Source organism: Pseudomonas sp. 203-8 (assembly GCF_020708595.1).
In the GTDB taxonomy this organism is placed as follows: Bacteria; Pseudomonadota; Gammaproteobacteria; order Pseudomonadales; family Pseudomonadaceae; genus Pseudomonas; species Pseudomonas aeruginosa.
The window spans coordinates 128378-154896 of the sequence record NZ_JAJFDF010000007.1; the positions used below are offsets into that span (position 1 = coordinate 128378).

General features: G+C 65.6%; 23 protein-coding genes. 14 read left to right on the forward strand and 9 right to left on the reverse strand.

The window, feature by feature from the left end:
* Positions 1-20 precede the first annotated feature (20 nt).
* The 3 genes from LJF27_RS17475 (at position 21) to LJF27_RS17485 (ending at position 2710) form a co-directional block, all read left to right on the forward strand.
* Positions 21-518: a peptidylprolyl isomerase gene (locus LJF27_RS17475; RefSeq protein WP_003087890.1), complete on the forward strand. Its 498-nt coding sequence runs from the start codon at positions 21-23 to the stop codon at positions 516-518.
* A 4-nt stretch (positions 519-522) separates the two neighbouring features.
* Entirely contained in the window at positions 523-1245 is a 723-nt protein-coding gene (gene lpxH, locus LJF27_RS17480) for a UDP-2,3-diacylglucosamine diphosphatase (RefSeq protein WP_023116622.1), read from the forward strand.
* A gap of 133 nt (positions 1246-1378) precedes the next feature.
* Positions 1379-2710 carry an SPFH domain-containing protein gene (locus tag LJF27_RS17485; protein ID WP_003087885.1) on the forward strand — a complete coding sequence of 444 codons (1332 nt, stop codon included), beginning with the start codon at positions 1379-1381 and terminating at the stop codon, positions 2708-2710.
* Positions 2711-2758: 48 nt separating this feature from the next.
* On the opposite strand, the gene LJF27_RS17490 is transcribed toward LJF27_RS17485, so the two are convergent.
* Positions 2759-3382, reverse strand: a complete 624-nt coding sequence (locus tag LJF27_RS17490) for a tRNA isopentenyl-2-thiomethyl-A-37 hydroxylase MiaE (RefSeq protein WP_004342965.1) — start codon at positions 3380-3382, stop codon at positions 2759-2761.
* A 170-nt stretch (positions 3383-3552) separates the two neighbouring features.
* On the opposite strand from LJF27_RS17490, the gene LJF27_RS17495 reads away from it, so the two are divergent.
* Positions 3553-4416, forward strand: coding sequence for a universal stress protein (locus LJF27_RS17495; protein ID WP_003087881.1), 864 nt, complete (start codon positions 3553-3555; stop codon positions 4414-4416).
* A 55-nt stretch (positions 4417-4471) separates the two neighbouring features.
* Here the strand turns inward: LJF27_RS17495 and LJF27_RS17500 are convergent, their stop codons facing one another.
* Entirely contained in the window at positions 4472-4939 is a 468-nt protein-coding gene (locus LJF27_RS17500; protein ID WP_003098041.1) for a DUF1289 domain-containing protein, read from the reverse strand.
* A 381-nt stretch (positions 4940-5320) separates the two neighbouring features.
* Here LJF27_RS17500 and acnB point away from each other — a divergent pair, with 381 nt between their 5' ends.
* From acnB to cobA, 10 genes are all read left to right on the forward strand, one after another.
* Positions 5321-7930: a bifunctional aconitate hydratase 2/2-methylisocitrate dehydratase gene (acnB, locus tag LJF27_RS17505; RefSeq protein ID WP_003087875.1), complete on the forward strand. Its 2610-nt coding sequence runs from the start codon at positions 5321-5323 to the stop codon at positions 7928-7930.
* Positions 7931-8107: 177 nt separating this feature from the next.
* Positions 8108-9316: a CmpA/NrtA family ABC transporter substrate-binding protein gene (locus LJF27_RS17510; protein WP_003098042.1), complete on the forward strand. Its 1209-nt coding sequence runs from the start codon at positions 8108-8110 to the stop codon at positions 9314-9316.
* Between the two features lie 16 nt (positions 9317-9332).
* A complete protein-coding gene (locus tag LJF27_RS17515) occupies positions 9333-9911 on the forward strand; it encodes an ANTAR domain-containing response regulator (protein ID WP_003087868.1) in 579 nt (192 codons plus the stop codon).
* 229 nt (positions 9912-10140) lie between these two features.
* Positions 10141-10836: a polysaccharide lyase family 7 protein gene (locus LJF27_RS17520; protein ID WP_003098044.1), complete on the forward strand. Its 696-nt coding sequence runs from the start codon at positions 10141-10143 to the stop codon at positions 10834-10836.
* A gap of 353 nt (positions 10837-11189) precedes the next feature.
* Positions 11190-12401 (forward strand): MFS transporter, encoded by a 1212-nt coding sequence (locus tag LJF27_RS17525; protein WP_003120302.1) that lies wholly within the window; start codon positions 11190-11192, stop codon positions 12399-12401.
* Positions 12402-12475: 74 nt separating this feature from the next.
* Positions 12476-14071, forward strand: a complete 1596-nt coding sequence (locus LJF27_RS17530) for a bifunctional protein-serine/threonine kinase/phosphatase (RefSeq protein WP_023116623.1) — start codon at positions 12476-12478, stop codon at positions 14069-14071.
* A gap of 267 nt (positions 14072-14338) precedes the next feature.
* On the forward strand, positions 14339-16789 hold the full coding sequence (gene nirB / locus LJF27_RS17535) for a nitrite reductase large subunit NirB (RefSeq protein WP_025921183.1): 2451 nt from the start codon (positions 14339-14341) through the stop codon (positions 16787-16789).
* Between the two features lie 52 nt (positions 16790-16841).
* Positions 16842-17168, forward strand: coding sequence for a nitrite reductase small subunit NirD (gene nirD / locus LJF27_RS17540; protein ID WP_003098054.1), 327 nt, complete (start codon positions 16842-16844; stop codon positions 17166-17168).
* 26 nt (positions 17169-17194) lie between these two features.
* On the forward strand, positions 17195-19921 hold the full coding sequence (locus LJF27_RS17545; protein ID WP_003450063.1) for a nitrate reductase: 2727 nt from the start codon (positions 17195-17197) through the stop codon (positions 19919-19921).
* An 11-nt stretch (positions 19922-19932) separates the two neighbouring features.
* A complete protein-coding gene (cobA, locus tag LJF27_RS17550; protein WP_003087845.1) occupies positions 19933-20670 on the forward strand; it encodes a uroporphyrinogen-III C-methyltransferase in 738 nt (245 codons plus the stop codon).
* 68 nt (positions 20671-20738) lie between these two features.
* Here cobA and oprF read toward each other — a convergent pair whose 3' ends face one another.
* From oprF to LJF27_RS17585, 7 genes are all read right to left on the reverse strand, one after another.
* Positions 20739-21791, reverse strand: a complete 1053-nt coding sequence (gene oprF / locus LJF27_RS17555; RefSeq protein WP_003087843.1) for an outer membrane porin OprF — start codon at positions 21789-21791, stop codon at positions 20739-20741.
* A 108-nt stretch (positions 21792-21899) separates the two neighbouring features.
* Positions 21900-22490, reverse strand: a complete 591-nt coding sequence (sigX, locus tag LJF27_RS17560; protein WP_003098059.1) for an RNA polymerase sigma factor SigX — start codon at positions 22488-22490, stop codon at positions 21900-21902.
* A 71-nt stretch (positions 22491-22561) separates the two neighbouring features.
* A complete protein-coding gene (locus tag LJF27_RS17565; RefSeq protein WP_003087830.1) occupies positions 22562-23386 on the reverse strand; it encodes a mechanosensitive ion channel family protein in 825 nt (274 codons plus the stop codon).
* Positions 23387-23388: 2 nt separating this feature from the next.
* Positions 23389-23643 carry a hypothetical protein gene (locus tag LJF27_RS17570; protein WP_003120308.1) on the reverse strand — a complete coding sequence of 85 codons (255 nt, stop codon included), beginning with the start codon at positions 23641-23643 and terminating at the stop codon, positions 23389-23391.
* A gap of 48 nt (positions 23644-23691) precedes the next feature.
* Positions 23692-24690: a zinc transporter ZntB gene (locus tag LJF27_RS17575; RefSeq protein ID WP_003098062.1), complete on the reverse strand. Its 999-nt coding sequence runs from the start codon at positions 24688-24690 to the stop codon at positions 23692-23694.
* 187 nt (positions 24691-24877) lie between these two features.
* A complete protein-coding gene (gene rraA / locus LJF27_RS17580; RefSeq protein WP_003087823.1) occupies positions 24878-25366 on the reverse strand; it encodes a ribonuclease E activity regulator RraA in 489 nt (162 codons plus the stop codon).
* A 106-nt stretch (positions 25367-25472) separates the two neighbouring features.
* On the reverse strand, positions 25473-26483 hold the full coding sequence (locus LJF27_RS17585) for an alpha/beta fold hydrolase (protein WP_003087820.1): 1011 nt from the start codon (positions 26481-26483) through the stop codon (positions 25473-25475).
* Between the last annotated feature and the right edge of the window lie 36 nt (positions 26484-26519).

A 26519-nucleotide genomic window follows, 5' to 3' on the forward strand; every position in this document is an offset into this window, starting at 1 on the left:
CGACAAAGCGGATTACCCACATGATCAAGCTGCATACCAACCATGGCGTCATCACCCTGAAGCTCGATGAAGAGAAAGCCCCGGAAACCGCGGCGAACTTCAAGGAGTACGTGAAAAGTGGCCACTACGACAACACCGTCTTCCACCGCGTGATCAACAACTTCATGATCCAGGGTGGCGGTTTCGAGCCGGGCATGAAGCAGAAGCCCACTCGCGCACCGATCAAGAACGAAGCCAACAACGGCCTGACCAACAAGGTCGGCAGCATCGCCATGGCCCGTACCATGGACCCGCATTCGGCCAGCGCGCAGTTCTTCATCAACGTCGCCGACAACGACTTCCTCAACCACACCGCCCCCACCACCCAGGGCTGGGGCTATGCCGTCTTCGGCGAAGTGGTCGAGGGCATGGACGTGGTCAACAAGATCAAGGGCGTGGCCACCACCATGCGCAGCGGCCACCAGGACGTGCCGGCCGAGGACGTGATCATCGAGAAGGCCGAAATCGTCGAAGAATGAAGCGATGAGCGTCCTGTTCATCTCGGACCTGCATCTCGAAGCGGAACGCCCGGACATCACCCGGGCGTTTCTGTCTTTCCTCGATGAGCGCGCCCGCCGGGCCGAGGCCCTGTACATCCTCGGCGACTTCTTCGAAGCCTGGATCGGCGACGACGGCATGGACGCCTTCCAGCGCTCCATCGCCCAGTCCCTGCGCCAGGTGGCCGACGGCGGTACGCGCATCTACCTGATGCACGGCAATCGCGACTTCCTCATTGGCAAGGCGTTCTGCCGCGAGGCCGGATGCACGCTGCTGCCCGCCCCGAGCGTGATCGACCTGTACGGCGAGCCGGTATTGCTGATGCACGGGGACAGCCTGTGCACCCGAGACGAGGCCTACATGCGCCTGCGCCGCTGGCTGCGCAACCCGCTCACGCTCTGGGTACTGCGCCACCTGCCGCTGGCCACCCGGCACAAGCTGGCACGCAAGCTGCGCAAGGAAAGCCGCGCGCAGACCCGCATGAAAGCCGTCGACATCATCGATGTCACACCCGAAGAAGTGCCCCGGGTCATGCGCAGGCATGGCGTGCGTACCCTGATCCACGGCCACACTCATCGGCCGGCCGAACACCCGCTGGACATCGACGGCCAGCCCGCCCGGCGCATCGTGCTCGGCGACTGGGACCGCCAGGGCTGGGCCCTGGAGATCGACGCCAACGGCCATCGCCAGGCACCCTTCCCGCTCTGACCCACCCCAGGCCCGCCATGCGGGCCTTTCAGCGAAACATTATGCGATTCGCATTTTTTCCGCCGTCCATCTTGACGTTGCGGGCCACCTTTCAGCAGGATCGCGCTCCCCCACCCCGCATCAAGGAATGATCGTGATCATCTCGAAGGGAAACCTCATCAAGTTCGTCGCCGCCCCCCTCGGCGTGCTCGCCCTCGGCTTCGGCCTGTTCAACGGCGTGTTCTTCTATAACGAAGCCGGCTTCATGACCCACGTAAGGACCATCTTCGGCGACGAGAAGATCGTCGATGACGTCGGCTACGCGACCAAGTGGTTCGGTCGCGCCACCACCTGGAAGAAGGCCATCAGCGTGCAGTCCGTGCTGGTCATGGACGATAACGACACCAATCCGGACAACGACGGCCTTGGCGCCACCATCGAGGCTTTCCCGATCGTGTTCCTCGGCAACGTCGACGCCAAGGTCGAATCTTCCGCGCGCTTTCGCCTGCCCGGCGGCGAGCCGTTCCTGAAGATGGCCCAGGAATACCGCAACCCGGACAATTTCATCCGCACCGCACTGGTGCCGGCGATCAAGGAAACCCTCCAGGCCACCGCTTCGCTGATGAGCGCCGACGACTACTACGCCGGAGCCCGCAGCGAATTCGCCGCCGAGTTCGAGAACCAGCTCAACGACGGCCTGTACCTGATCAAGCGCAAGGAAGTCCGCGGGCCGCGCGGCGCCATTCCGCACCAGACCGCGATCCTCCAGGCCGGCACCGAGCAGGGAGCGTTCGGCGACAACAACGCCAGCCAGTTCGTCACCGAGAAGGTCACCGATGCCAAGGGCATCCCGGTACGCAAGCAACAGCAGTTCCGCAAGTTCGGCGTCGAGGTGGTGGAAGCGCGGATCACCAACGTCGATCCCAACCCGCAGTACAAGCAGCGCATGGTCAAGGTCCAGCAGGCGCTCGCCGAGCTGGCGGTGGCGCGGCAGAACCGCCTGAAGGAAGAAGAGGAAAAGCTGTTGGTCACCGCCCGCGGCGAGAAGGAAGTCGAGGCCAAGCGCCAGGAAACCCTGCGCGACCAGATCGAACGCACCACCCAGGCGGAAACCGACAAGCAATTGGCGGTGATCAACGCCGAGCGCGAGAAGCAGCGCGCCGAGATCGAGAAGCAGACCGCCGAACTGCTGCGCGACAAGGCCACGGTGACCGCCCAGGCCACCAAGATCACCGCCGACGCCGAGGCTTACGCCCGCGAAGCGGTGATCAAGGCGGACGGCGCGTTGCAGCCGAAGCTCGACGCGCTAATCGCGATCAACAAGGTCTGGGCCGAAGCCGCCGCCCAGGCCCCCGTACCCAGCGTAATGATGGGCGCCGGCGCCAACGGCGCGGCGAGCCGCCAGGACGAGATCGGCCAGCTGATGGGCGTTCTGGCGACCAAGGCCGCCCGCGACCTGGCCCTCGACCTCAAGGTCAAGGACTGATCCAGGCAGCAAAAAAAGCGCCCCGCGGGGCGCTTTCTTGTTTCCGACTCAGGCCACCAGGTCCACCGGGAGGCCGCTGTGGAAGCGGAATTCGTTGTCCGGACTGCTGATCAGCTCGGCCTCCTTGGCCCGCACCACCTCGATCGTGCGCTCCACGTCGGCCTCGTCGCCGTACTGGTAGGCCAGCTTCAGGTAGTCCTGGAAATGCCGCGACTCGGACTTCAGCAAACCGCCGTAGAATTTCGCCAGCTCCGCGTCCAGGTGCGGCACCAGGGCGGCGAAGCGCTCGCAGGAACGCGCCTCGATGAAGGCGCCGACCACCAGCGTATCGGTCAGCCGCTGCGGCTCCTGCTTGCGCACCAGGTCGCGCAGCGCCGAGGCGTAGCGGGAGGCGCTGACATTGACCACCGGGATACCGCGTTTCTTCAGGATCGCCAGCACCTGCTCGAAGTGGCGCAGCTCCTCGCGCGCCAGGCGGCTCATCTTGTTCACCAGGTCCAGGCGGCCGGAGTACTTGCCGATCAGTTGCATCGCCGTCGCCGCGGCCTTCATCTCGCAGGCCTTGTGGTCCAGCAGCATGACGTCCTGGCGCTCCAGGGCCGCCTCGACCCAGGCGGCGGGAGTGGAACAGGCAAGGAATTGGTCGATCTCGGGCAACATGGTGCAGGTCACTCATTCTGGAAAGGGCCTGCCATGACGCTGGTCGGGGCAGGAAAGGCGGAGCATTATACGGAAGCTGCGGCGGTCGGGCAGGCCGACCCGTTTGATATGCATCAAGAGCAGCGGCTGGATTGCGTCTAGAGTTGTTTCAGCGATAACCACAAGCACTCAGGGAGACGATCATGCAAGCCATTCGCAGCATCCTCGTGGTGATTGAACCGGACCAGTTGGAAGGTCTCGCCCTGAAACGGGCACAACTGATCGCCGGCGTGACCCAGTCGCACCTGCACCTGCTGGTCTGCGAGAAGCGCCGCGACCACAGCGCCGCTCTCAACGACCTGGCCCAGGAGCTGCGCGAGGAAGGCTACAGCGTCTCGACCAACCAGGCCTGGAAGGACTCCCTGCACCAGACCATCATCGCCGAGCAACAGGCCGAAGGCTGCGGGCTGATCATCAAGCAGCACTTTCCCGACAACCCGCTGAAAAAGGCCATCCTCACCCCGGACGACTGGAAACTGCTGCGCTTCGCGCCCTGCCCGGTACTGATGACCAAGACCGCCCGGCCCTGGACGGGCGGAAAGATCCTCGCCGCGGTCGACGTCGGCAACAACGACGGCGAGCACCGCTCCCTGCACGCCGGGATCATCAGCCATGCCTACGACATCGCCGGCCTGGCCAAGGCCACGCTGCACGTGATCAGCGCCCACCCCTCGCCGATGCTCTCCTCCGCCGACCCGACCTTCCAGCTCAGCGAAACCATCGAGGCCCGCTATCGCGAGGCCTGCCGCACCTTCCAGGCCGAGTACGGTTTCAGCGACGAACAATTGCACATCGAGGAAGGTCCGGCCGACGTGCTGATCCCGCGCACCGCGCAGAAGCTCGACGCGGTGGTCACCGTGATCGGCACCGTGGCGCGCACCGGGTTGTCCGGCGCGCTGATCGGCAATACCGCGGAAGTGGTGCTGGATACCCTGGAAAGCGACGTGCTGGTGTTGAAGCCGGACGACATCATCGCCCACCTGGAGGAGCTGGCCAGCAAGGAGTGACCGCTGGTCGGACGGAAAAGCCGCCCAAGGGCGGCTTTTTCGCTGGAGACACCGCCTATCTGTCGATCGCCTGCAGGAACGAGGGCGCGATGTAGCGCTGGTAATGCGCTTCCGACAGCAGGAAGAATTCCCGGTCGATGGCATCGCGCAGGTCCGGCAGGCTCCAGTCGCGGAATTCCGGCAGCAGTGCCACGCCGTAGGCTTCGATCTGGTTGATCAGCCGGGAACCGCGGGCGATCAACTGGTAGGCCCAGCAATAGGGGGACTGCTCGGGGACGAAACGGATCTGCCGCTGCTCCAGTTGCAGGCGCAGGCGCGCGGCGTCGAAGACTTCCAGCTTGGCGGCCATCACCTGGGCCAGCAACTGCTCAAGGCGACTCCAGACAGCCCGCTTTTCCTCGGCGTCGTAGAGGTTCCAGTTGACCACCTCATGGTGGAAACGCTTGCAGCCACGGCATACCAGGTCGCCGTATACCGTGGAGCAAAGCCCTACGCAGGGGGTTTTGATTCTTTGCGAAGACATGGCCGGGACAACGAAAACAAAGCGGCATCTTAGCCCTTTGTCTAATCAAGTTCACCCCGTGGTTCCTAGGGTTTCCGACTTAACTTTGCGTCGAGTTTCCAGTAACATTGGCCCGCCTTTTTAGGCGCCAATGTCCGTTAGAAGCTGTTTTCAAAGCGTCACGAGCACAGTTTCCGGCAGGTACGCTGGCGACGGCGCCTCCCTCAAGCGTCTCGCCAGCCCCACCCCAGCCCGCCGGCGTAAAACTTTGAAAACAGCTTCTGTCTGGAACCTGCCGATGCCCTCGTAGGTTGGTGGATTACCGTCCACCTGGGCCTGACGAGCGGATCTGCGTCGGTTCCTGGATACGTGTCCCCCGGGACCACTGATGAGGGAAATACTGTGCTTGAAGCCTACCGCAAACACGTAGAAGAGCGTGCCGCCCAGGGTGTCGTGCCCCAACCGCTGAACGCCGAACAGACCGCAGGCCTGGTCGAGCTGCTGAAGAACCCGCCGGCCGGCGAAGAAGAATTCCTCCTTGACCTGATCACCAACCGCGTACCGCCGGGCGTCGACGAAGCCGCCTACGTCAAGGCCGGTTTCCTTTCCGCCATCGTCAAGGGCGAAGCCACCTCCCCCCTTATCGACAAGCAACGTGCCGCCGAGCTGCTGGGCACCATGCAGGGCGGCTACAACATCGCCACCCTGGTCGAGCTGCTGGACGACGCCGAACTGGCCAACACCGCCGCCGAACAGCTGAAGCACACCCTGCTGATGTTCGACGCCTTCCACGACGTCGCCGAGCGCGCCAAGAAGGGCAATGCCGCGGCCAAGTCCGTGCTGCAATCCTGGGCCGATGGCGAGTGGTTCAAGGCCAAGCCGGAAGTCCCGGAAAAGCTGACTCTCACCGTATTCAAGGTCCCCGGCGAAACCAACACCGACGACCTCTCCCCGGCCCCCGACGCCTGGTCGCGCCCGGACATCCCGCTGCACGCCCTGGCCATGCTGAAGATGGCCCGCGACGGCATCGAGCCGGTCCAGCCGGGTTCGGTCGGTCCGCTGAAGCAGATCGAAGCGGTCAAGGCCAAGGGCTTCCCGGTCGCCTACGTCGGCGACGTGGTCGGCACCGGTTCCTCGCGCAAATCCGCCACCAACTCGGTGCTGTGGTTCTTCGGCGACGACATTCCGTTCGTGCCGAACAAGCGTGCCGGCGGCTTCTGCTTCGGCACCAAGATCGCACCGATCTTCTACAACACCATGGAAGATGCCGGCGCCCTGCCGATCGAGTTCGACTGCACCAACCTGGCCATGGGCGACGTCATCGACGTATACCCCTATGAAGGCAAGGTCGTTCGCCACGACAGCGGCGAAGTGGTCACCACCTTCGAGCTGAAGACCCCGGTCCTGCTCGACGAAGTCCGCGCCGGCGGCCGTATCCCGCTGATCGTCGGCCGTGGCCTGACCGAGAAGGCCCGCGCCGAGCTGGGCCTGGGCGCCTCCGACCTGTTCCGCAAGCCGGAAGCACCGGCCGATAGCGGCAAGGGCTTCACCCTGGCGCAGAAAATGGTCGGCCGCGCCTGCGGTCTGCCGGAAGGCCAGGGCGTGCGCCCGGGCACCTACTGCGAACCGAAGATGACCACCGTCGGTTCCCAGGACACCACCGGCCCGATGACCCGCGACGAACTGAAGGACCTCGCCTGCCTCGGCTTCTCCGCCGACCTGGTGATGCAGTCCTTCTGCCACACCGCGGCCTATCCGAAGCCGATCGACGTCAAGACCCACCACACCCTGCCCGACTTCATCATGACCCGTGGCGGCGTGTCGCTGCGTCCGGGCGACGGCATCATCCACAGCTGGCTGAACCGCATGCTGCTGCCCGATACCGTTGGTACCGGCGGCGACTCGCACACCCGCTTCCCGATCGGCATCTCGTTCCCGGCCGGCTCCGGCCTGGTGGCCTTCGCCGCCGCCACCGGCGTGATGCCGCTGGACATGCCGGAGTCGGTGCTGGTGCGCTTCAAGGGCAAGCTGCAACCGGGCATCACCCTGCGTGACCTGGTCCATGCGATCCCTTACTACGCGATCCAGCAGGGCCTGCTGACCGTCGAGAAGAAGGGCAAGAAGAACATCTTCTCCGGCCGCATCCTCGAGATCGAAGGCCTCAACGACCTGACCGTGGAGCAGGCCTTCGAGCTGTCCGACGCCTCGGCCGAGCGTTCCGCCGCCGGCTGCACCATCAAGCTGCCGGAACAGGCGATCGCCGAGTACCTGAAGTCCAACATCACCCTGCTGCGCTGGATGATCGGCGAAGGCTACGGCGACCCGCGCACCCTGGAGCGTCGCGCCCAGGCGATGGAAGCCTGGCTGGCCAAGCCGGAGCTGCTGGAAGCCGACAAGGACGCCGAGTACGCCGCGGTGATCGAGATCGACCTGGCCGACGTCAAGGAGCCGGTGCTCTGCGCGCCGAACGATCCGGACGACGCGCGTCTGCTGTCGAGCGTACAGGGCCGCAAGATCGATGAAGTGTTCATCGGCTCCTGCATGACCAACATCGGTCACTTCCGCGCCGCCGGCAAGCTGCTGGACAAGGTCAAGGGCGGCATCCCGACCCGTCTGTGGCTGGCTCCGCCGACCAAGATGGACGCCCACCAGCTGACCGAGGAAGGCTACTACGGCATCTACGGCAAGGCTGGCGCGCGCATGGAAATGCCGGGCTGCTCGCTGTGCATGGGCAACCAGGCTCGCGTCCAGACCGGTTCCACCGTGGTCTCCACTTCGACCCGTAACTTCCCGAACCGTCTGGGCGATGCCACCGATGTGTTCCTGGCATCGGCCGAGCTGGCGGCGGTCTCCTCGATCCTCGGCAAACTGCCGACCGTGGAGGAGTACATGGCCTACGCGAAGGACATCGACAGCATGGCTGCCGACGTCTACCGCTACCTGAGCTTCGACCAGATCGCCGAGTTCCGCGAAGCGGCTGCGAACGCCAAGATCCCGGTCGTCCAGGCCTGATCCAGCGACGCGTCGAACAAGCCCCGCCCCGTGCGGGGCTTTTTCTTGCCCGGCGAAAACCCCCGCGCCGCCTGGCATAGCGCTTGCTGTGGCAGCTATGGAAAAGCGCGCCGACGACGGCGCCTGCGCACTGGAAAACGGGACGGCCCGCGCCGCCCTCCCGCACTCGAGGTGGTGATGACAGACAGAGCGATACGCAGCCAGGCCTGGGCCGGCGGTTCCGACGCACCGGAAAAGAGCGCCCTGGACATCGGTTTCATGGCGCTGACCGATTCGGCCTCGCTGATCGTGGCCGCCACCCAGGGCTTCGCCCAGCCCTACGGCCTCACGCTCAATCTCAGGCGCCAACCGTCCTGGGCCACCTTGCGCGACAAACTGCTCAGCGGCGAGCTGGATGCCGCGCAGTGCCTGTACGGGCTGGTCTACGGCGTCCAGCTCGGCCTCGGCGGCAGCGCGGCAAGCGAGATGGCGGTGCTCATGGGACTGTGCCAGAACGGCCAGGCGATCAATCTTTCCGAACCGCTGAAGCAGGCTGGCGTGACCAGTGCGGAGGCACTGCTCCGGCATCGGCGCCAGAATGGTGCACGCCTGACCCTGGCGCAGACCTTTCCCACCGGTACCCACGCGCTCTGGCTGAACTACTGGCTGGCGAGCATCGGTCTGCATCCGCTGCACGACGTGCACAGCGTGGTGGTTCCACCGGCGCAGATGGTCGGCCATCTCCAGGCCGGGCGCATCGACGGGTTCTGCGCCGGCGGACCCTGGGGCGCCCTGGCCGTGGACCAGGGCCAGGGCTTCACCATCGCCACCAGCCAGGCGATCTGGCCGGACCACCCGGAAAAGGTCCTCGGCACTACCCGCGCCTTCGTCGACGCCTACCCGAACACCGCCCGCGCGCTGGTCATGGCGGTCCTCGACGCCAGCCGCTTCATCGAACAGAACGCCGAGAACCGCCTGGGCACCGCGCAACTGATCAGCGGCCGCGACTATGTCGACGCTCCGCTCGGCGCGATCCAGCCGCGCTTCTTCGGCCGCTACCAGGACGGCCTCGGCAACGCCTGGCAGGACCCGCATCCGCTGCGTTTCTATGCCGACGGCGAAGTCAACCGGCCCTGGCTCTCGGATGGCATGTGGTTCATGACCCAATTCCGCCGCTGGGGCCTGCTGCGCGAAGACCCGGACTACCTGGGCATCGCCCGGAGGGTCCAGCAGACCGCGCTGTACCGCGATGCCGCGACGGCCCTTGGCCTGTGCCTGGACGGCGCCGACATGCGCCGCTCGACACTGATCGACGGGCGCACCTGGGACGGCAGCGACCCCGCCGGCTACGCCCGCAGCTTCCCGATCCACGCCCTGGCCGAAACCGGCCAGGGCATCGACCTCTGACCCTGGTGCGCCCGCCATGCTGCGTATCCTGCTGATCGACGACACGCCGAAGAAAGTCGGACGCCTCAGGGCCGCCCTGCTCGAGAGCGGTTTCGAAGTGGTGGACGAGTCAGGGCTGACCATCGACCTGCCGGCGCGCGTCGAAGCGCTGCGTCCCGACGTGATCCTGATCGACACGGAGTCTCCCGGCCGCGACGTGATGGAGCAGGTCTGCCTGGTCAGCCGCGACCAGCCGCGCCCGATCGTGATGTTCACCGACGAGCACGATCCGGGAGTGATGCGCCGCGCCATCCAGTCCGGGGTCAGCGCCTACATCGTCGAAGGCATCCAGGCCAGCCGCCTGCAACCGATCCTCGACGTGGCCATGGCGCGCTTCGAGAGCGACCAGGCGCTGCGCGCTCAACTGCAGGCGCGCGAGGCGCAGCTGGCCGAGCGCAAGCGCATCGAGCTGGCCAAGGGCCTGCTGATGAAGATGAAGCATTGCGGCGAGGAGGAGGCCTACACGCTGATGCGGCGCCAGGCCATGAGCCGCCAGCAGAAGCTGATCCAGGTCGCCGAGCAGATCATCGCCATGCACGACATGCTCGGCGGCTGAATCCGGCTGGGCAGCTGGCGATCATATCGCCAGCCACCCTGCTGGCCCCCGGCGCAGAGCGGCGCGGCTATGCTCGTGCGCCCGGAACGGCCCTATCCGTTCTGGGAGCTACCCCCTCGCCACCCTCGACTAGCATGACCAGGGAGGCCCGCAGTGGACGCCCAGGGCTAGGAGCCGCAGGCGTCCGCCCGAACCGCACCGCCGACTCAGCGGTCAGGAGATGCTCAGCATGATCGATCTCAGCACCTGGAACCTTACCATTCCCACCGAACCCACCCCGCAGGTGATCACCACCCAGCAACTCAACAACGGCTACCAGAGCCAGTACTTCCAGCAAGGCAACGATGGCGGCCTGGTCTTCTGGGTGCCCATCGACGGCTCGCACACCGAGGACAGCACCTATCCCCGCACCGAACTGCGCGAAACCCAGGCCGACGGCAGCCTCGACAACTGGTACTACTGGCAGGCCGACAACGAATTGCGGGTGACCATGAGCGTCGAGAAGGTCCCCTCGAAGAACAAGGTGATCATCGGCCAGATCCACAGCAAGTCGCCACAGACCGACGACGGCGAACCTCTGGTGAAGCTGCAGTACTACTACAAGCCCGAGGAAGGCCTCGGCCGGGTCGAGGCGCTGGTACGCAACCACCCGGACGATTCCTATAGCCGCAACGTGTCGATCCTCGAGCAGGTACGCCTGGGCGAGCGCTTCAACTACAGCCTGCGCGTCACCTCCAGCGGCGAGTTGGCGGTGCGCGCACGCAGCCAGGACGGCGAAGAGGACGCCTACTACCAGACCCTCGGCAGCGCCTGGAACGACCAGTTGCTCTATTTCAAGGCCGGCGCCTACGTGAACGACAACGCCGGCGACAGCGGCGAAGGCAGCCGCGTGACCATCTACCACCTGAACACCGCCCATCGCTGAACCGCCGACGGCGCACGGACGCGCCGCCCCAGCCCTGTGCAAGCCCCCGACGCCTGCCACCACGGCGTGCACGCCCGACGCCATGGTTGTCCCTGCAACCGCTCTACGCCGCGCTTTCGACAACTTGGCAAAGAGCTTGCTACGTCCTGCCTGACGGTAGCCAACGGCGGTTACCCATCCCCGACAAAGACGTCGCGCGGCCTCTCCTTCCCGGCAGAGGCCCGTGGCGTCTTCGTCGTTTCGCCCCAGCGTCGGGGCGGGTGGGTGGTCCGCTGTCGGACGCTCACCTTGTAGCGATGCAACTTCCGCCGGGCGGCCGTTCCGCCCCGATTCCGCTGGATACGAGGTGTTCGATGAACAACAGCTTCTGGAAGGCCGGCCATGCGCCGACCCTGTTCGCGGCGTTTCTCTATTTCGACCTGAGCTTCATGGTCTGGTACGTGCTCGGCCCGCTGGGGGTGCAGATTGCCGGCGACCTGCAACTGAGCACCCAGCAGCGCGCGATGATGGTCGCCACGCCGATCCTCGCCGGCGCCGTACTGCGCTTCCTGCTCGGCCTGCTGGCCGATCGCTGGTCGCCGAAGAGCGCCGGCATCCTCGCCCAGGTCATCGTCATCGCCGCCCTCGCGGCCGCCTGGCTGCTGGGCGTGAACAGCTATGAGCAGGCACTGCTGCTGGGGTTGTTCCTCGGCTTCGCCGGGGCATCCTTCGCCGTGGCCCTGCCGCTCGCATCGCAATGGTACCCGCCGCAACACCAGGGCAAGGCCATGGGCATCGCCGGCGCGGGCAACTCCGGCACCGTGCTCGCCGCCCTCTTCGCCCCCGGCCTGGCCGCCGCGTTCGGCTGGAACAATGTGTTCGGCTTCGCCCTGCTGCCGCTCGTCCTGACCCTCCTGGTGTTCGCCATGGTCGCGCGCAACGCCCCGCAGCGGCCGGCGCCCAAGGCCATGGGCGATTACCTGAAAGCCCTCGGCGACCGCGACAGCTGGTGGTTCATGTTCTTCTACAGCGTCACCTTCGGCGGCTTCCTCGGCCTGGCCAGCACCCTGCCCGGCTATTTCCACGACCAGTACGGCCTGAACCCGGTGACCGCCGGCTACTACACCGCCGCTTGCGTCTTCGCCGGCAGCCTGATGCGCCCGCTCGGTGGCGCCCTCGCCGATCGCATCGGCGGCATCCGCAGCCTGCTGATGGTGTACACCCTGGCCGCCATCTGCATCGCCGCGGTCGGTTTCCACTTGTCCAGCGCGATGGCCGCCCTCGGCCTGTTCGTGGTCGCCATGCTCAGTCTCGGTGCCGGCAATGGCGCGGTGTTCCAGTTGGTACCGCAGCGCTTCCACAAGGAAATCGGCGTGATGACCGGGCTGATCGGCATGGCCGGCGGCATCGGCGGCTTCTGCCTGACTGCCGGCCTCGGCGCGATCAAGCAAAGCACCGGCGACTACCAGCTCGGCCTGTGGCTGTTCGCCAGTCTCGGCGTGCTGGCCTGGTTCGGCCTCCACGGGGTGAAGCGGCGCTGGCGCACCACCTGGGGCTCGGCCGCGGTCACCGCCGCGCGGGTCTGAGCGTGGGGCTGCGACTGAGCATTGGCGAGGCCAGCGCCCGCGGGCCTCGCACGGAAAACCAGGATGCGCTGCGGGTGGTCACCCCGGCGCCGGCCCTGGCCGCCAGCAAGGGACACCTGCTGGCCATCGCCGACGGTGTCAGCCAGTGCGCCGATGGCGGCCTGGCGGCGCGCAGCAGCCTGCAAGCGCTGGCCCTGGATTACTATGCGACTCCGGAAACCTGGGCCATCGTGCAGTCCCTGGACCGCCTGCTGCTGGCGCAGAACCGCTGGCTACAGGCCAACGGCGGCGGCCAGCCGCTGCTCACCACCCTCACCGCCCTGGTGCTGCGCGGCACCCGCTACACCCTGGCCCACGTCGGCGATTGCCGGGCCTACCTGTGGCGCGACGGCGAGTTGCTCCGGCAGACCAGCGACCACGTCTGGGAACAGCCGCACATGCAACACGTGCTGACCCGCGCCCTGGGACTGGACCAGCATCTGGTGGTCGACTATCTGGAAGGCGATCTGGAGCCCGGCAGCCAGTGGCTACTGGTCAGCGACGGCGTCTGGGCGACGCTGGGCGACAGCGGCATCCGCAGCATCCTGCGCAACGCCGAAGAGCCGCAGCGCAGCGCCGAGGCTCTGGTTCGCGCCGCCCACCTGGCAGGCAGCCAGGACAACGCCAGCGCCCTGCTGGTGCGCGTGGAAGCCGTGCCCGCAGGCAACCTCGGCGACGCCCTCGCGCAACTGGGCCACTGGCCACTGCCGCCACCGCTGAAGCCCGACCAGCTCTTCGAAGGCTGGCGGGTCCGGCAGTTGCTCGGCGAATCCCGCCAGTCCCTGCTCTACCGGGTCGAGGATGGCCAGGGCCAACCCTGGCTGCTGAAGACCCTTCCCGCCGCACGTGCCGACGATCCGCTGGCAACCCAGGCCCTGCTGCTCGAGGAATGGTTCCTGCGCCGCGTCCAGGGCCGGCATTTCCCCGAGCTGCACGGATTGGCGCAACGCCAGCATCTTTATTACCTGATGCGCGAGCACCCCGGAGAGACTCTCGCCGAGCGCTTGCGCAACCATGGCCCGCTGTCGCTGCCGGAGTGGCTGGGGCTGGCCAACCAGCTGCTGCGCGGGCTTGGCCAGTTGCATCGACGCAACCTGCTGCACCGCGACCTCAAGCCGGAAAATCTCCACCTCGGCCGCGACGGCGAGCTGCGCCTGCTGGATTTCGGCCTGGCCTGGTGTCCGGGATTGTCGCGCGAAGACCCCCATCTGCTACCGGGTACGCCCAGCTACCTGGCGCCGGAGTGCTTCTCCGGCACCTCGCCCTCGGTGCGCCAGGATCTCTACGCCACCGGCGTCTGCCTCTACCAGGCGCTGACCGGGCGCTATCCCTATGGCGAGATCGAAGCCTTCCAGCACCCGCGCTTCGGTCGCCCCGTCCCGCCCAGCCGCTATCGCCCCGACCTGCCGGCCTGGATCGACGACCTGCTGCTGCGCGCCGTCGCCTGCGACCCCGCACAGCGCTTCGAGACCGCCGAGGAATGGCTGCTCTCGCTGCAACAGGGAGAAGCGTTGCCGGTCGCGGCGCCCCGCCCATTGCTGGAGCGCGAACCGCTGCAGACCTGGCGCGCCATCGCCCTGCTGTCCCTGGCCGCCAACCTGGCGCTACTCCTGGTCTGGCTGAAGGGCTGAGAGGCACCAGCCCGGTGCGATACGCCCCGGCACGGAGCAGAAAGACCGCGGTGAGGCCCCGCGTTATCCCTGCAAGGCCATGGAGATAGGCAATAGCGCAAGTTGGCACGGCGCCTGCTTGGGTTCTCCCGACAATCGACAACAAAGCGCCTGCCTCAACGACGAGGCGGCGTTTCCCGACCGAACGGGACCTGGACAAAGGCGTCCTGCTGGCAACAGCGGGACGCCTTTTTTGTTTGCGCCAACCTTATGCAGGAGCTACTCCGCATGAAGAAGATCAAGCTGGTGATGGTCGGCAACGGCATGGCCGGGGTCCGTACCCTGGAAGAACTGCTCAAGCTCAACTCGGACTTCTACGACATCACGGTGTTCGGCGCCGAGCCCCATCCCAACTACAACCGCATCCTGCTGTCCCCGGTGCTGGCCGGCGAGCAGACCTTCGAGGAAATCGTCCTCAACGACCTCAACTGGTATGCGGAAAACGGCATCAAGCTCCTCCTCGACCGCAAGGTGGTGCAGATCGACCGGGTCCGCCGCAGGGTGGTCGCCGCGGACGGCAGCGAGGCCGAGTACGACCGCCTGCTGCTGGCCACCGGCTCGCTCCCCTTCATCCTGCCGATACCCGGCAATCGCCTGCAGGGCGTGATCGGCTACCGCGACATCGCCGACACCCAGGCCATGATCGACTGCGCCCGGACCCACAGCCACGCGGTGGTGATCGGCGGCGGCCTGCTCGGCCTGGAGGCGGCCAACGGCCTCAAGCAACGCGGCATGGACGTGACCGTCGTGCACCTCTCCGACTGGCTGCTGGAACGCCAACTGGACCGCACCGCCGGCAAACTCCTGCAAGGCGCGCTGGAAGCCCGCGGCATCCGCTTCCGCCTGAACACCCAGACCCAGGAACTGATGGACAACGGCAGCGGCCGGGTCTGTGCCGTGCAGTTCAACGACGGCGACGTGATTCCCGCCGACCTGGTGGTAATGGCCGCCGGCATCCGCCCCAATACCGAGCTGGCCGAAAGCGCGGGCATCCCCTGCAACCGCGGCATCCTGGTCAACGACACCCTGCAGACCTACGACCCACGCATCTATGCGGTCGGCGAATGCGCCAACCACCGTGGCATCGCCTACGGCCTGGTTGCGCCGCTGTTCGAGCAGGCCGAGGTCTGCGCCAACCACCTGGCTCATCTCGGCTACGCCCGCTACCAGGGCTCGGTGACCTCGACCAAGCTCAAGGTGACCGGTATCGACCTGTTCTCCGCCGGCGACTTCATCGGCGGCGAAGGCAGCGAGACCATCACCCTTTCCGACCCCATCGGCGGCGTCTACAAGAAGCTGGTAATCAAGGACGATGTACTGGTCGGCGCCTGTCTCTACGGCGACACCGCCGACGGCGGCTGGTACTTCCGGCAGATCCGCGAGAACCACAACGTCGCGCAGATCCGCGATCACCTGATGTTCGGCGAGAACGCCCTCGGCGATGTCGGCCACCAGGGCCAGAACAGCGCCGCGAGCATGCCCGACACGGCCGAAGTATGCGGCTGCAACGGCGTCTGCAAGGGCACCATCGTCAAGGCCATACAAGAACACGGCCTGTTCAGCGTCGACGAAGTCAAGAAACACACCAAGGCCGCCAGCTCCTGTGGCTCCTGCGCGGGATTGGTGGAACAGATCCTGATCAGCACCGTCGGCGGCGCCGCCGACGTCAAGCCGAAGAGCGAGAAGGCCATCTGCGGCTGCAGCGACCTCAACCACGGGCAGATCCGCAAGGCCATTCGCGAACACCGGCTGACCAGTCTCGACGCCGCCATGCGCTTCATGGACTGGAAGACCCCGAACGGCTGTGCCACCTGCCGTCCGGCCCTGAACTACTACCTGATCTCGACCTGGCCGGGAGAAGCCAAGGACGATCCGCAGTCGCGCCTGATCAACGAACGCGCCCACGCCAACATCCAGAAGGACGGCACCTACTCGGTGGTACCGCGGATGTGGGGTGGCGTGACCAACGCCGCCGAGTTGCGGCGCATCGCCGACGTCGCCGACAAGTACCAGGTGCCGATGGTCAAGGTCACCGGTGGCCAGCGCATCGACCTGCTGGGGGTGAAGAAGGACGACCTGCCGGCCATCTGGAAAGACCTCGACATGCCCTCCGGACATGCCTACGGCAAATCCATCCGCACCGTGAAGACCTGCGTCGGCAGCGAGTTCTGCCGCTTCGGCACGCAGAACTCGACGCAGCTGGGCATCGATCTGGAACACGACCTGTTCAACATGTGGTCGCCGCACAAGGTCAAGCTGGCGGTCTCCGGCTGCCCGCGCAACTGCGCCGAGGCCGGGATCAAGGACGTCGGCATCATCGGCGTGGACTCCGGCTGGGAGATGTACATCGGCGGCAACGGCGGGATCAAGACCGAGGTCGCGGAGTTCTTCGTCAAGCTCAAGACCGCCGAAGAGGTGCGCGAATACAACGGCGCCTTCCTCCAGCTCTACCGCGAGGAAGCCTTCTACCTGGAGCGCACGGTGCATTACCTGCAGCGGGTCGGCATGGAGCACATCCGCAAGGCGGTGGTCGAGGACGCGGAAAACCGCAAGGCGCTCAACGACCGCCTGCAATTCGCCCTGTCCTTCGAGCAGGACCCATGGAAGCAGCGCATCGAACAGCCGCAATTGAAGAAGGAGTTCGAACGGATTCCGCTCAAGCAACTGGAAAACGTCTGAATCCCTTGTCCGGGCCGTCCCACGGCGGCCCTCCCCCTACCGGAGTGAACCGATGAACTGGCTGGATATCTGCGCCCTCGATGAAATCAACCCGCTGGGCTCGCGCGTGGTCGCCGGCCCGAAAGGCGACATCGCCATCTTCCGCGCCGCCGACGACCAGGTCTTCGCCCTCGATGACCGCTGCCCGCACAAGGGCGGCCCGCTGTCCCAGGGCCTGATCTACGGCAAGCGAGTGGCCTGTCCGTTGCACAACTGGCAGATCGAACTGGAGAGCGGCGAAGCCGTGGCCCCGGACCAGGGCTGCGCCCATCGCCACCCGGTGCGGGTGGAGAACGGGCGGGTGCTGCTCGGCCTGGACAGCGTGGCGCTGTGCGCCTGATCTCTCGCCGATAACAGGAGCCGAGCATGTCGACAGATTCCCCGCTGCGCACCACCGCTTCGACCTGCTGCTACTGCGGCGTGGGTTGTGGCGTCCTGATCGAACACGACGGCGAACGCATCCTCGGCGTGCAAGGCGATCCTCGGCACCCGGCCAACTTCGGCAGACTCTGCAGCAAAGGCGCCAGCCTGCACCTGACCGGCGACCTCCAGGCCCGCGCGCTGTACCCCCAACTGCGCCTCGGCAAGCAACTGGCGCGGGCTCGCAGCGACTGGGAGAGTGCCCTGGAACATGCCGCCGGGCGTTTCGCCGAGACTATTCGCGAACACGGGCCGGACAGCGTGGCCTTCTATATCTCCGGCCAGTTGCTGACCGAGGACTACTACGCCTTCAACAAGCTGGCGCGGGCCCTGGTCGGCACCAACAACATCGACAGCAATTCGCGCCTGTGCATGTCCTCGGCGGTGGTCGGCTACAAGCGCAGCCTGGGCGCCGACGCACCGCCGTGCAGCTACGAAGACCTCGACTGCGCCGATTGCGTGCTGATCGCCGGCAGCAACATGGCCTTCGCCCACCCGGTCCTGTTCCGTCGCCTGGAAGCCGCCAAGGCCGCTCGGCCGGAGATGCGCATCGTGGTGATCGACCCGCGGCGCACCGACACCTGCGAGCTGGCCGACCTGCACCTGGCGCTGCTGCCCGGTACCGACGTCGCACTGTTCCACGGCATCCTGCATATCCTGCTCTGGGAGGACTGGATCGACCGTTCGTTCATCGCCGAGCATACCGAGGGTTTCGCCGACCTGAAGGAACTGGTGCGCGACTACACCCCGGCCGCCGTCGCCGACATCTGCGGCATCGACCGCGCCGACCTGCAGCGCTGCGCCGAATGGATCGGCCGTTCGCCGCGCTTCCTTTCGCTCTGGTGCATGGGGCTCAACCAGTCCAGCGCCGGCAGCGCCAAGAACAGCGCACTGATCAACCTGCACCTGGCCACCGGCAAGATCGGCCGCGCCGGATGCGGGCCGTTTTCCCTCACCGGCCAGCCGAATGCCATGGGCGGTCGCGAGACCGGCAGCCTGGCCAACCTGCTGCCCGGCCACCGCGAAGCCGCCGATCCCGGCCATCGCGCCGAGGTGGCGCACTACTGGGGTGTGGAACAGTTGCCCACGTCCCCCGGTCTCAGCGCCATCGAGCTGTTCGATGCGGTCCACGACGGCCGGATCAAGGCGCTCTGGATCGCCTGTACCAACCCCGCGCAATCGCTGCCGGACCAGCGCAAGATCCACGAAGCCCTTGCCCGCTGTCCCTTCGTGGTGGTCCAGGAAGCCTTCGCCGGCACGGAAACCTGCCAATACGCCGACCTTTTGCTTCCAGCCGCATCCTGGGGAGAAAAGGAAGGCTCCGTGACCAATTCGGAACGGCGGGTCAGTCATGTCCGTCGGGCCGTTCCGCCCCCCGGGGAAGCACGCCAGGACTGGAACATCGTCTGCGACTTCGCTCGCCGCCTGGAAGGGCACCTGCGGCCCGCTAAACCCGGCCTGTTCGCCTTTGCCGACAGCCGCAGCCTGTTCGACGAATACAAGCTGCTCACCGCCGGGCGCGACCTCGATCTTTCCGGCCTCAGCTACGCACTGCTCGACCGCCTGGGGCCGCAGCAATGGCCATTTCCCACTGGCGCGGAGCAAGGCACCGCACGGCTCTATGCAGACGGCCGCTTCCCTACCGCCTCGGGACGCGCGCAACTGGTCGCCGAACCCTACCGCGCCGCCCAGGAAAAACGCGACGCGCGCTACCCGCTGACCCTCAATACCGGACGCTTGCGCGACCAGTGGCACGGCATGAGCCGGACCGGCACCTGCGCACGCCTGTTCGGCCATGAAGAGGAGGCCCTGGTGCACCTGCATCCCGAGGAACTGCGCCGCCGCCAACTGCTGGACGGGCAGCTCGTGCGCCTGAAGAGCCGGCGTGGCGCCCTGGTCCTGCCGGTGAGCGCAGACGACTCGGTGCGCCCCGGCCAGGCCTTCCTGCCGATGCACTGGGGCGATCGCTTCCTCAAGGGCCTGGGCTGCAATGTCCTAACCCTGCCGGCGTTCGACCCCCTGTCGAAACAACCCGAACTCAAGCACGCCGGGGTTCAGGTCGAGTCCGTCGAACTGCCCTGGCGCCTGTTCGCGCTGGTGGAAACCGATATCCAGGCGCGTTTCGAGGCCCTCCGCGCGCTGTGCGAAGTCTTCGACCACGCCAGCTTCAGTCTCGCTGGACGCGAGCGCCCCGCCCTGCTGGTCAGCGCCGCACACCATGAGGCGCCTGGCGCAGACCTGCTGGAGCGGATAGATCGCCAACTCGAATTGCTCGACGGGCCGATCCTCGCCTACGACGACCCACGGCGCGCCATCGGCAAGCGCGTGCGCCTCGAAGACGGGCGCATCGTCGCCGTCCGGCTCGCCGGCGAAACCCTCGCCCGTGACTGGTTGAAAGAGCTCTGGCTTACCGGCCGGGCCGATAGCGAGCTACGCCGCTGGCTGCTCGCCCCACTCGGCGCGGCACCGGGACGACCCAGCCAGGGTGCGGGCGGCAAGACCCTGTGCAGTTGCCAGAACGTCAGCCAGCAAACGGTGCTCGGCGGCATCGCCCGCGGATTGGACCTGGACGGATTGAAGCGCGAGTTCGGCTGCGGCACCGGCTGCGGCTCCTGCGTACCGGAAATCAAGAGACTGCTGGCGGCCCCCCGGCCCATGGCGGCGAATGCCTGAGGAGAACGACGATGAGCGGTAAGGTCTGGCTGGTGGGTGCGGGTCCCGGCGATCCGGAACTGTTGACCCTGAAGGCAGTTCGCGCCCTGCAGGACGCGGATGTGGTGATGGTCGACGATCTGGTCAACCCGAGCATACTGGAGCACTGTCCGTCCGCCCGGCTGGTCCGGGTCGGCAAACGCGGCGGCTGCCGCTCCACACCGCAGGATTTCATCCAGCGCCTGATGCTGCGGCATGCCCGCCAGGGACGCAGCGTGGTGCGCCTGAAAGGCGGCGATCCATGCATCTTCGGCCGCGCCGGCGAAGAAGCCGAATGGCTGGCCCGGCACGGGATAGACAGCGAGATAGTGAACGGCATCACCGCCGGGCTGGCTGGCGCCACTGCCTGCGGCATACCGCTGACCTACCGCGGCATCAGCCGCGGCGTGACCCTGGTGACCGCGCATACCCAGGACGACAGCCCGCTGGCCTGGGAAGCCCTGGCACGCAGCGGTACCACGCTGGTGGTCTACATGGGCGTCGCCCGTCTCGCAGAGATCCAGGCCGGGCTGCTGGCTGGAGGCATGGCCGAGGATACGCCGCTGGCGATGATCGAGAACGCCACCCTGGGCAACCAGCGCGAATGCCGCAGCAACCTCGGCGAGCTACTGCGGGACGCCGGACGTTTCGCCTTGAAAAGCCCGGCGATCCTGGTGATCGGCGAAGTAACCCGCGACATCGTGTCGCAACCGATTTCCCTGAGCGCCTGACGAGCGGTCTTTTTCCAGGCAAAGAAAAACCCGGCCTGAGCCGGGTTTTTCCTTAGAGGCTCAGCCGATTACTTGGCTTCAGCTTCTACTTCGGCTTCAACGCGACGGTTGATAGCGCGGCCTTCAGCGGTGGCGTTGTCGGCAACCGGGCGGGACTCGCCGTAACCAACAGCGTTCACGCGACCACCTTCTACACCGTACTCGTTGACCAGTACGTCACGAACGGCGTTGGCACGACGCTCGGACAGCTTCTGGTTGTAAGCGTCGGTGCCGACGGAGTCGGTGTGACCTTCAACGGTGGTGGAAGTGGACGGGTACTGCTTCATGAAGTCAGCCAGGTTCTTGATGTCAGCGTAGCTGTTCTCTTTGACCTTGGACTTGTCGAAGTCGAACTTCACGTCCAGCTGTACGCGTACGACTTCGGCGACAGCCGGGCAGCCGTTGGCGTCAACGGTGACGTTGGCCGGGGTATCCGGGCACTTGTCGACGTTGTCGCAAACGCCGTCGTTGTCGGAGTCGGAGCAAACGTCGGCAACCGGTTCCGGAGCCGGAGCGGCTTTCGAACCACCGAAGTTGAAGCCGACGCCCAGGCCAGCCATCCACTCGCCCTGGTGACCGTTGTCACGCTTCTCCAGACCGTACTGGCCGTCGAGGCTGGCCTTGGCGAAGAAGTTCTCGGTGAAGTAGTACTTCAGACCAGCGCCGATGTTGGCCATGGTCATCTGCTGACGGCCTTGGCTGTCGCTGTTGATGTTGGTGATGTTCTGGTGAGCCAGACCAGCCGACACGTACGGACGCAGACCTACGCCCGGGGTACCGAAGTGGTAGATGGCGTCCAGGGAGGTCAGGTTGCCGTGGACCTTCTTGTTGCCGGTTTCGTAGGTGCCACGAACGTCATGGTACTCACCGTAGGACAGCGCCAGCTCGACGTCGTCGGTCAGGAAGTAACCGATCGAGCCGCCGTACAGGTCCGCGTTCTTCATGTTGCGAACGCTGTCGGTGAAGTAGCGCTTGCCGAAGGCTTCGATCTCTACCGAGTTCTGGCCCTGGGCAAAGGCGTTCATTGCCGAAGCGGCAACCAGCGAGCCGATGACAACGCCTAAGGTGTTCTTCAGTTTCATCCGTTAAATCCCCATCTTGATGGTCAGTTAGTTGTCCAACAATCAGCCGCACAACTTGGGTGGCAAGTTTATCAGAACTTCCCGCATAGAGAGACAATATTTACCCAACTATGTTTCGGTCGCATCTGAAAACTTTTCGCGCAGGCGGTCCAGTGCCCGCTTGTAGCGCATTTTCGTCGCACTCAGACCCATGTGCATGATATCCGCTATCTCCTGAAACTCCAGTTCCGCGACGAAGCGAAGAACCAGAATCTCCCGATCTATCGGATTGACATGGACGAGCCAACGATCCAATCCGCCCCGCTCCTCAACCTTCGGCGACTTCTCCTCGGAAGCCTCCTCCAGCGGGTCGAGGCTGAGCGCATCCATCAATCGGCGCTTGCGGCGCTCCTTGCGGTACTGCGTGATGCACTCGTTGTACGTGATGCTATATAGCCACGTTTTGAACTTCGACTTGCCCTCAAAGTTCTTCAACCCGTACAAAACTTTCAGCATCACCTCCTGGCACACGTCGTCCGCGTCGCGGTCGTTGCCCAGGTAGCGGGCACAGACGTTGAACAGCGTGCGCTGGTAACGCCGCATCAATTCTTCATAGGCGCGCGTCACGTGGAACAGCTCCGAGTGCGCACGCTCGACCAGCTCTTCATCGGAAAGCTGGCGTGGGTCATACCGCTGTGACAGGGGGTGAGGCTTATTCAAGTGAGATCAGGCCAGTCATATCGTAAGCCGGGCCGCCCTGCAGAGCAGCCACGTCCATTATCTCTCCCGGATCAGCGGCTGGTAACTCGCTGATCGAGCAGTAGACGGTTGGCCAGCGACACAAGCTCTCCCTCTTCCGTCAGCAGGATGGTCTTGACCGTACCTATCTCTTCAATAGTGCCTTCAACGTCACCCACTTTCACCTGTTGTCCGACCTGATACAGCTCGCGGACGTAGATTCCTGCAATGATCTGCCCGGCGACCTCGCGGCTGCCCAGGCCCAGGGCCAGCGCAGCGGCCAGGCCGACGGTGATCAGGACGATGGCGATGATGTAGTTGAGCAGGTCGGTCTTGACCTCGAGCTGCCCCACCGCCACCGAGATGCTGATGATGATGACCAGCCACTGGGCGATCCGCCCCAGGCCGTTCGCGTATTCGAGGCCGACGCCGTCCGCCGCGCCGCGCACGACGCTGTTCACCAGTTGCGCCAGGAGCACGCCGACGATCAGCACCAGGGCCGCGCCGAACACCTTGGGCAGGTACAGGGCGAGGACGTCCAGCGTGGCGGATACCCGCTGCAGGCCGAGCGACTCGGCGGCGGATACGAGGAAGACGAGCAGTACGAACCAGTAGACGATCTTGCCGACCAGCGTCGAGACCGGAACCTGGATGCCGACCCGGGCCAGCAGCTTGGTCAGGCCGGTGCCACCCATCAGCCGGTCCAGGCCCAGCTTGGCCAGCAGCTTGGAAAGCAGCGCATCGAGCAGCTTGGCGATGACGAAGCCGAGCAGAACGACCACCAGGGCGCCGAGCAGGTTGGGGATGAAGCCTGCCAGCTTGCCCCACAGGGTGTTCATCGCGGTCAGCAAGCTCTGGGTCCAGATATCGAATTGCATGTTCACTCAGCCTTGTCAGCAGAAGATGCGTTTTTCGCGGAAATACGGGAAACCGGCGCCAGATGCGGCGAACCGTTGTTGATGCCGATCATCAGCGCCTGCAGCCAGTGCCCCATGAGGCTGAACAGGTCACCGGCGCCGACCTGGCGATTGGCGGTCTTCAGCACCCGTCCCAGACGCGCGTCGTCGTCCGGCTGGGGAGCCGAAGCCTTGAGCAGGTCCCGCAGGGACTCTTCGAACGGATCGTGCATGCGCACCTCATGTCTGTACGAGGGAGTGACGCCCTCTCCTCACTCCAGGTCACGTCAGAGCCAGCGCAGCCGACGAAATACCCACCACTGGAAGGTGGCGACCCCGCCGATCAGCAGGCAGGCCAGCCAGAACCCATGCGGTGCATCCGCCCCTGGAATGCCGCCGACATTGATTCCCAGCAGGCCGGTGACGAAGCTCATCGGCAGGAAAAAGCCGGTGATTATACCAAGGAGATACATGGTGCGGTTCATCCGTTCGGTGATTCGCCGCGACTCGGCTTCCTGCAGGACGCTGATGCGCTCCCGTATCAACTCGAGTTCTTCGAGATTCCGCGTCAGCCGGTTGTTCAGCTCGTTCCAGTAATCGGCGTCGTCCTCGACGAACCAGGACAGCTTGTAGCGCGCCAGTTGCGAGTAGATGTCCCGCTGCGGCGCCAGGTAGCGCCGCAACCCCGCCGACCGGCGGCGCAGGGTACGCAACTGGTGCTGGTCGGGACTGGCGCGCTCGTCCGCCTCGACCAGCTCCTCGACAGCATCGAGCTGGTCGGCTATCCCGCTGATCAGCGTGTCGACGCGATCGGTCAGGTAGTGCGCGAGGTAGTACACGACCTCGGATGCCGTCTTCGGCCCTTTCCCCGCCTCCAGGTCCTCGAGCAGATCGGCCACCGCCTTCAGCGGCCGCAGGCGCAGCGAGATCACCCGGCGCGCGTCGGCGAATACCCGCAGCGAAACCATGTCTTCCGGCTCCGCGCCCGGATTCAGGTTCACTCCACGGAGGAACACCAGCAGGCTTTCGGCCCCGAGATCGAGCAAACGGGGGCGGGTCGCCTCCTCCAGCAGCAGATCGCAGGCGAACTCGCTGAGCCCCGCGGAATCCCGCAGCCAGGCCTGTGCCTCCGGTACGCCGCGGTCCCAGTGCAGCCAAAGACTCTCCTCCGGCAGCAGGTCGAGCACCGCTATCTGGTTGCGTCCGACACGGCGTCCGCCGCCGCGCCCGTTGAGGACGTAGCCATAGATCAGGCCGCGCTCGTCACCCGACTCGTACGCTTGCATTGCGCTTCCCTTGGTAAAACGACCATTTCGACAGTAAAAACACAAGTCCGGTACCAGTCAATTCATGGACTTGCGGCACAACCTTAAAGCCAGTCCTGAGACCCGTATGCGCACCCCGGGTTCATTCCAGCAAAAAGCCCCGGGACGCTGCCTGCGTCACCGGGGCCGGAACGGCTGTTAAAAAGCCCTATTCGGGCATCTTCAAGGCCTGCGGAGAAACGATGATGCCGTTGTTGTCGGCATACACGAACTCGCCGGGGCGGAAGGTGACGCCGCCGAAGGTCACGGCGACGTTCAGATCGCCGATGCCGCGCTTGTCGGTCTTCAGCGGATGACTGGCCAGGGCCTGGACGCCGAGGTCGGTCTGGGCGATCACGTCGACGTCACGGATGCAGCCATACACGACGATCCCTTCCCAGCCGTTCTTCGCCGCTTTCTCGGCCAGCATGTCGCCCAGCAGGGCGCGGCGCAGCGAACCACCGCCATCGACGACCAGGACCTTGCCCTTGCCGTCCTTGTCGACCTGCTCCTTGACCAACGAGTTGTCTTCGAAGCACTTGATGGTGACGATCTCGCCGCCGAAGGAGTCGCGGCCGCCGAAGTTGCTGAACATGGGTTCGACGACCTGGACCAGCTCAGGATAGGCATCGCACAGATCGGGAGTGACGTAATGCATGGGAAGCTCCTGTGGGTGAAGGGATCGGCTCGGGCAGCTCCGGAGGAACATCGGCCGCCCGCCCCGGCGGCGCCGGCGTGACCGGAGCCGCCATTTGCGTCACATGTTAGCCGCTGATTCCGGCTTCCGATACGTCTAGCGCCTCGCTCCACGCGGATTCGTCGCCCGCCGGCGATCGCTGGCGCAGCCAGCGCTCCACCAAGGGCCAGACCTCTAGCTGGGCCGCCTTGCCGATCAGCATCTCGATATGCCCGTAGTCCTCGGCGTAGCCAGCCTCGCGTCCGAGCAACAGGTATTCGCGCTCGGACGAGGCGAACTGCTCGAACAACTTGCGACAGGCCCAGGACGGGTCCTGCCGGTCCCCAGCCCCGGCGACCGCCAATAGCGGCACGTCGACCGCGGCGAGCCCCTTCCACCAGTCGTTGCCCGGCTCGCCGAAGCGGCCGAACAGCCCATGCCAACGCAGGACCTCCAGCGCCACGCCGACCGGCTCGTCTTCCGGCCCCTGCCGCCAACGGCTTCCGGACAGCGCATCGACGCGGCGCAGCAGCAGGCGCGCGAGGATGCCTGCCATGGGCAACCTGAACAGCCAGTGCGCGGTGCTGACCTGGCTACCGAACAACGCCACGGAAGCGATCCGCGCCTGGTCCAGGTAACCCCCGCCCAGTCCCGCCGCCAGCACCACCCCACCGAGGGAGTGGCCAATCCAGTGCGCCGGCTGCCCGCACTGCTCGTGGATGAAGGAGGCCAGCGCCGGCAGGTCGTAGCGCGCGTAGTCGGCGACCCGGTTGTCCCGGTAACCATCGTTGCGAATCGACAGGCCATGGCCGCGCATTTCCGGCAGCCAGACATCGAACCCCGCCCGCGCCAGGTAAGGACCTAGTCCGAGCGCACGCGGCGAGTACCAGAAGCGGCGGTTGGAAAAACTCCCGTGCAGGAGGATCACAGGCGGTCCGCGCCGCTCGCCGGCGGCCTGCTGTCCAAGCCGGGTTACGACCAGCTCGACGCTGGCATCGGGGCTGTTGCCGGGCTTCAGGCGATAGATGTCTTCGGTAAGGTCGGCGCGCAACTCGGCGCTGACCAGGGCGACAGGAAAGAGGCGACTACTGCTTTGCATGCTTGTCTTGTACAGGAGGCACGAAAAAGGGCGGTG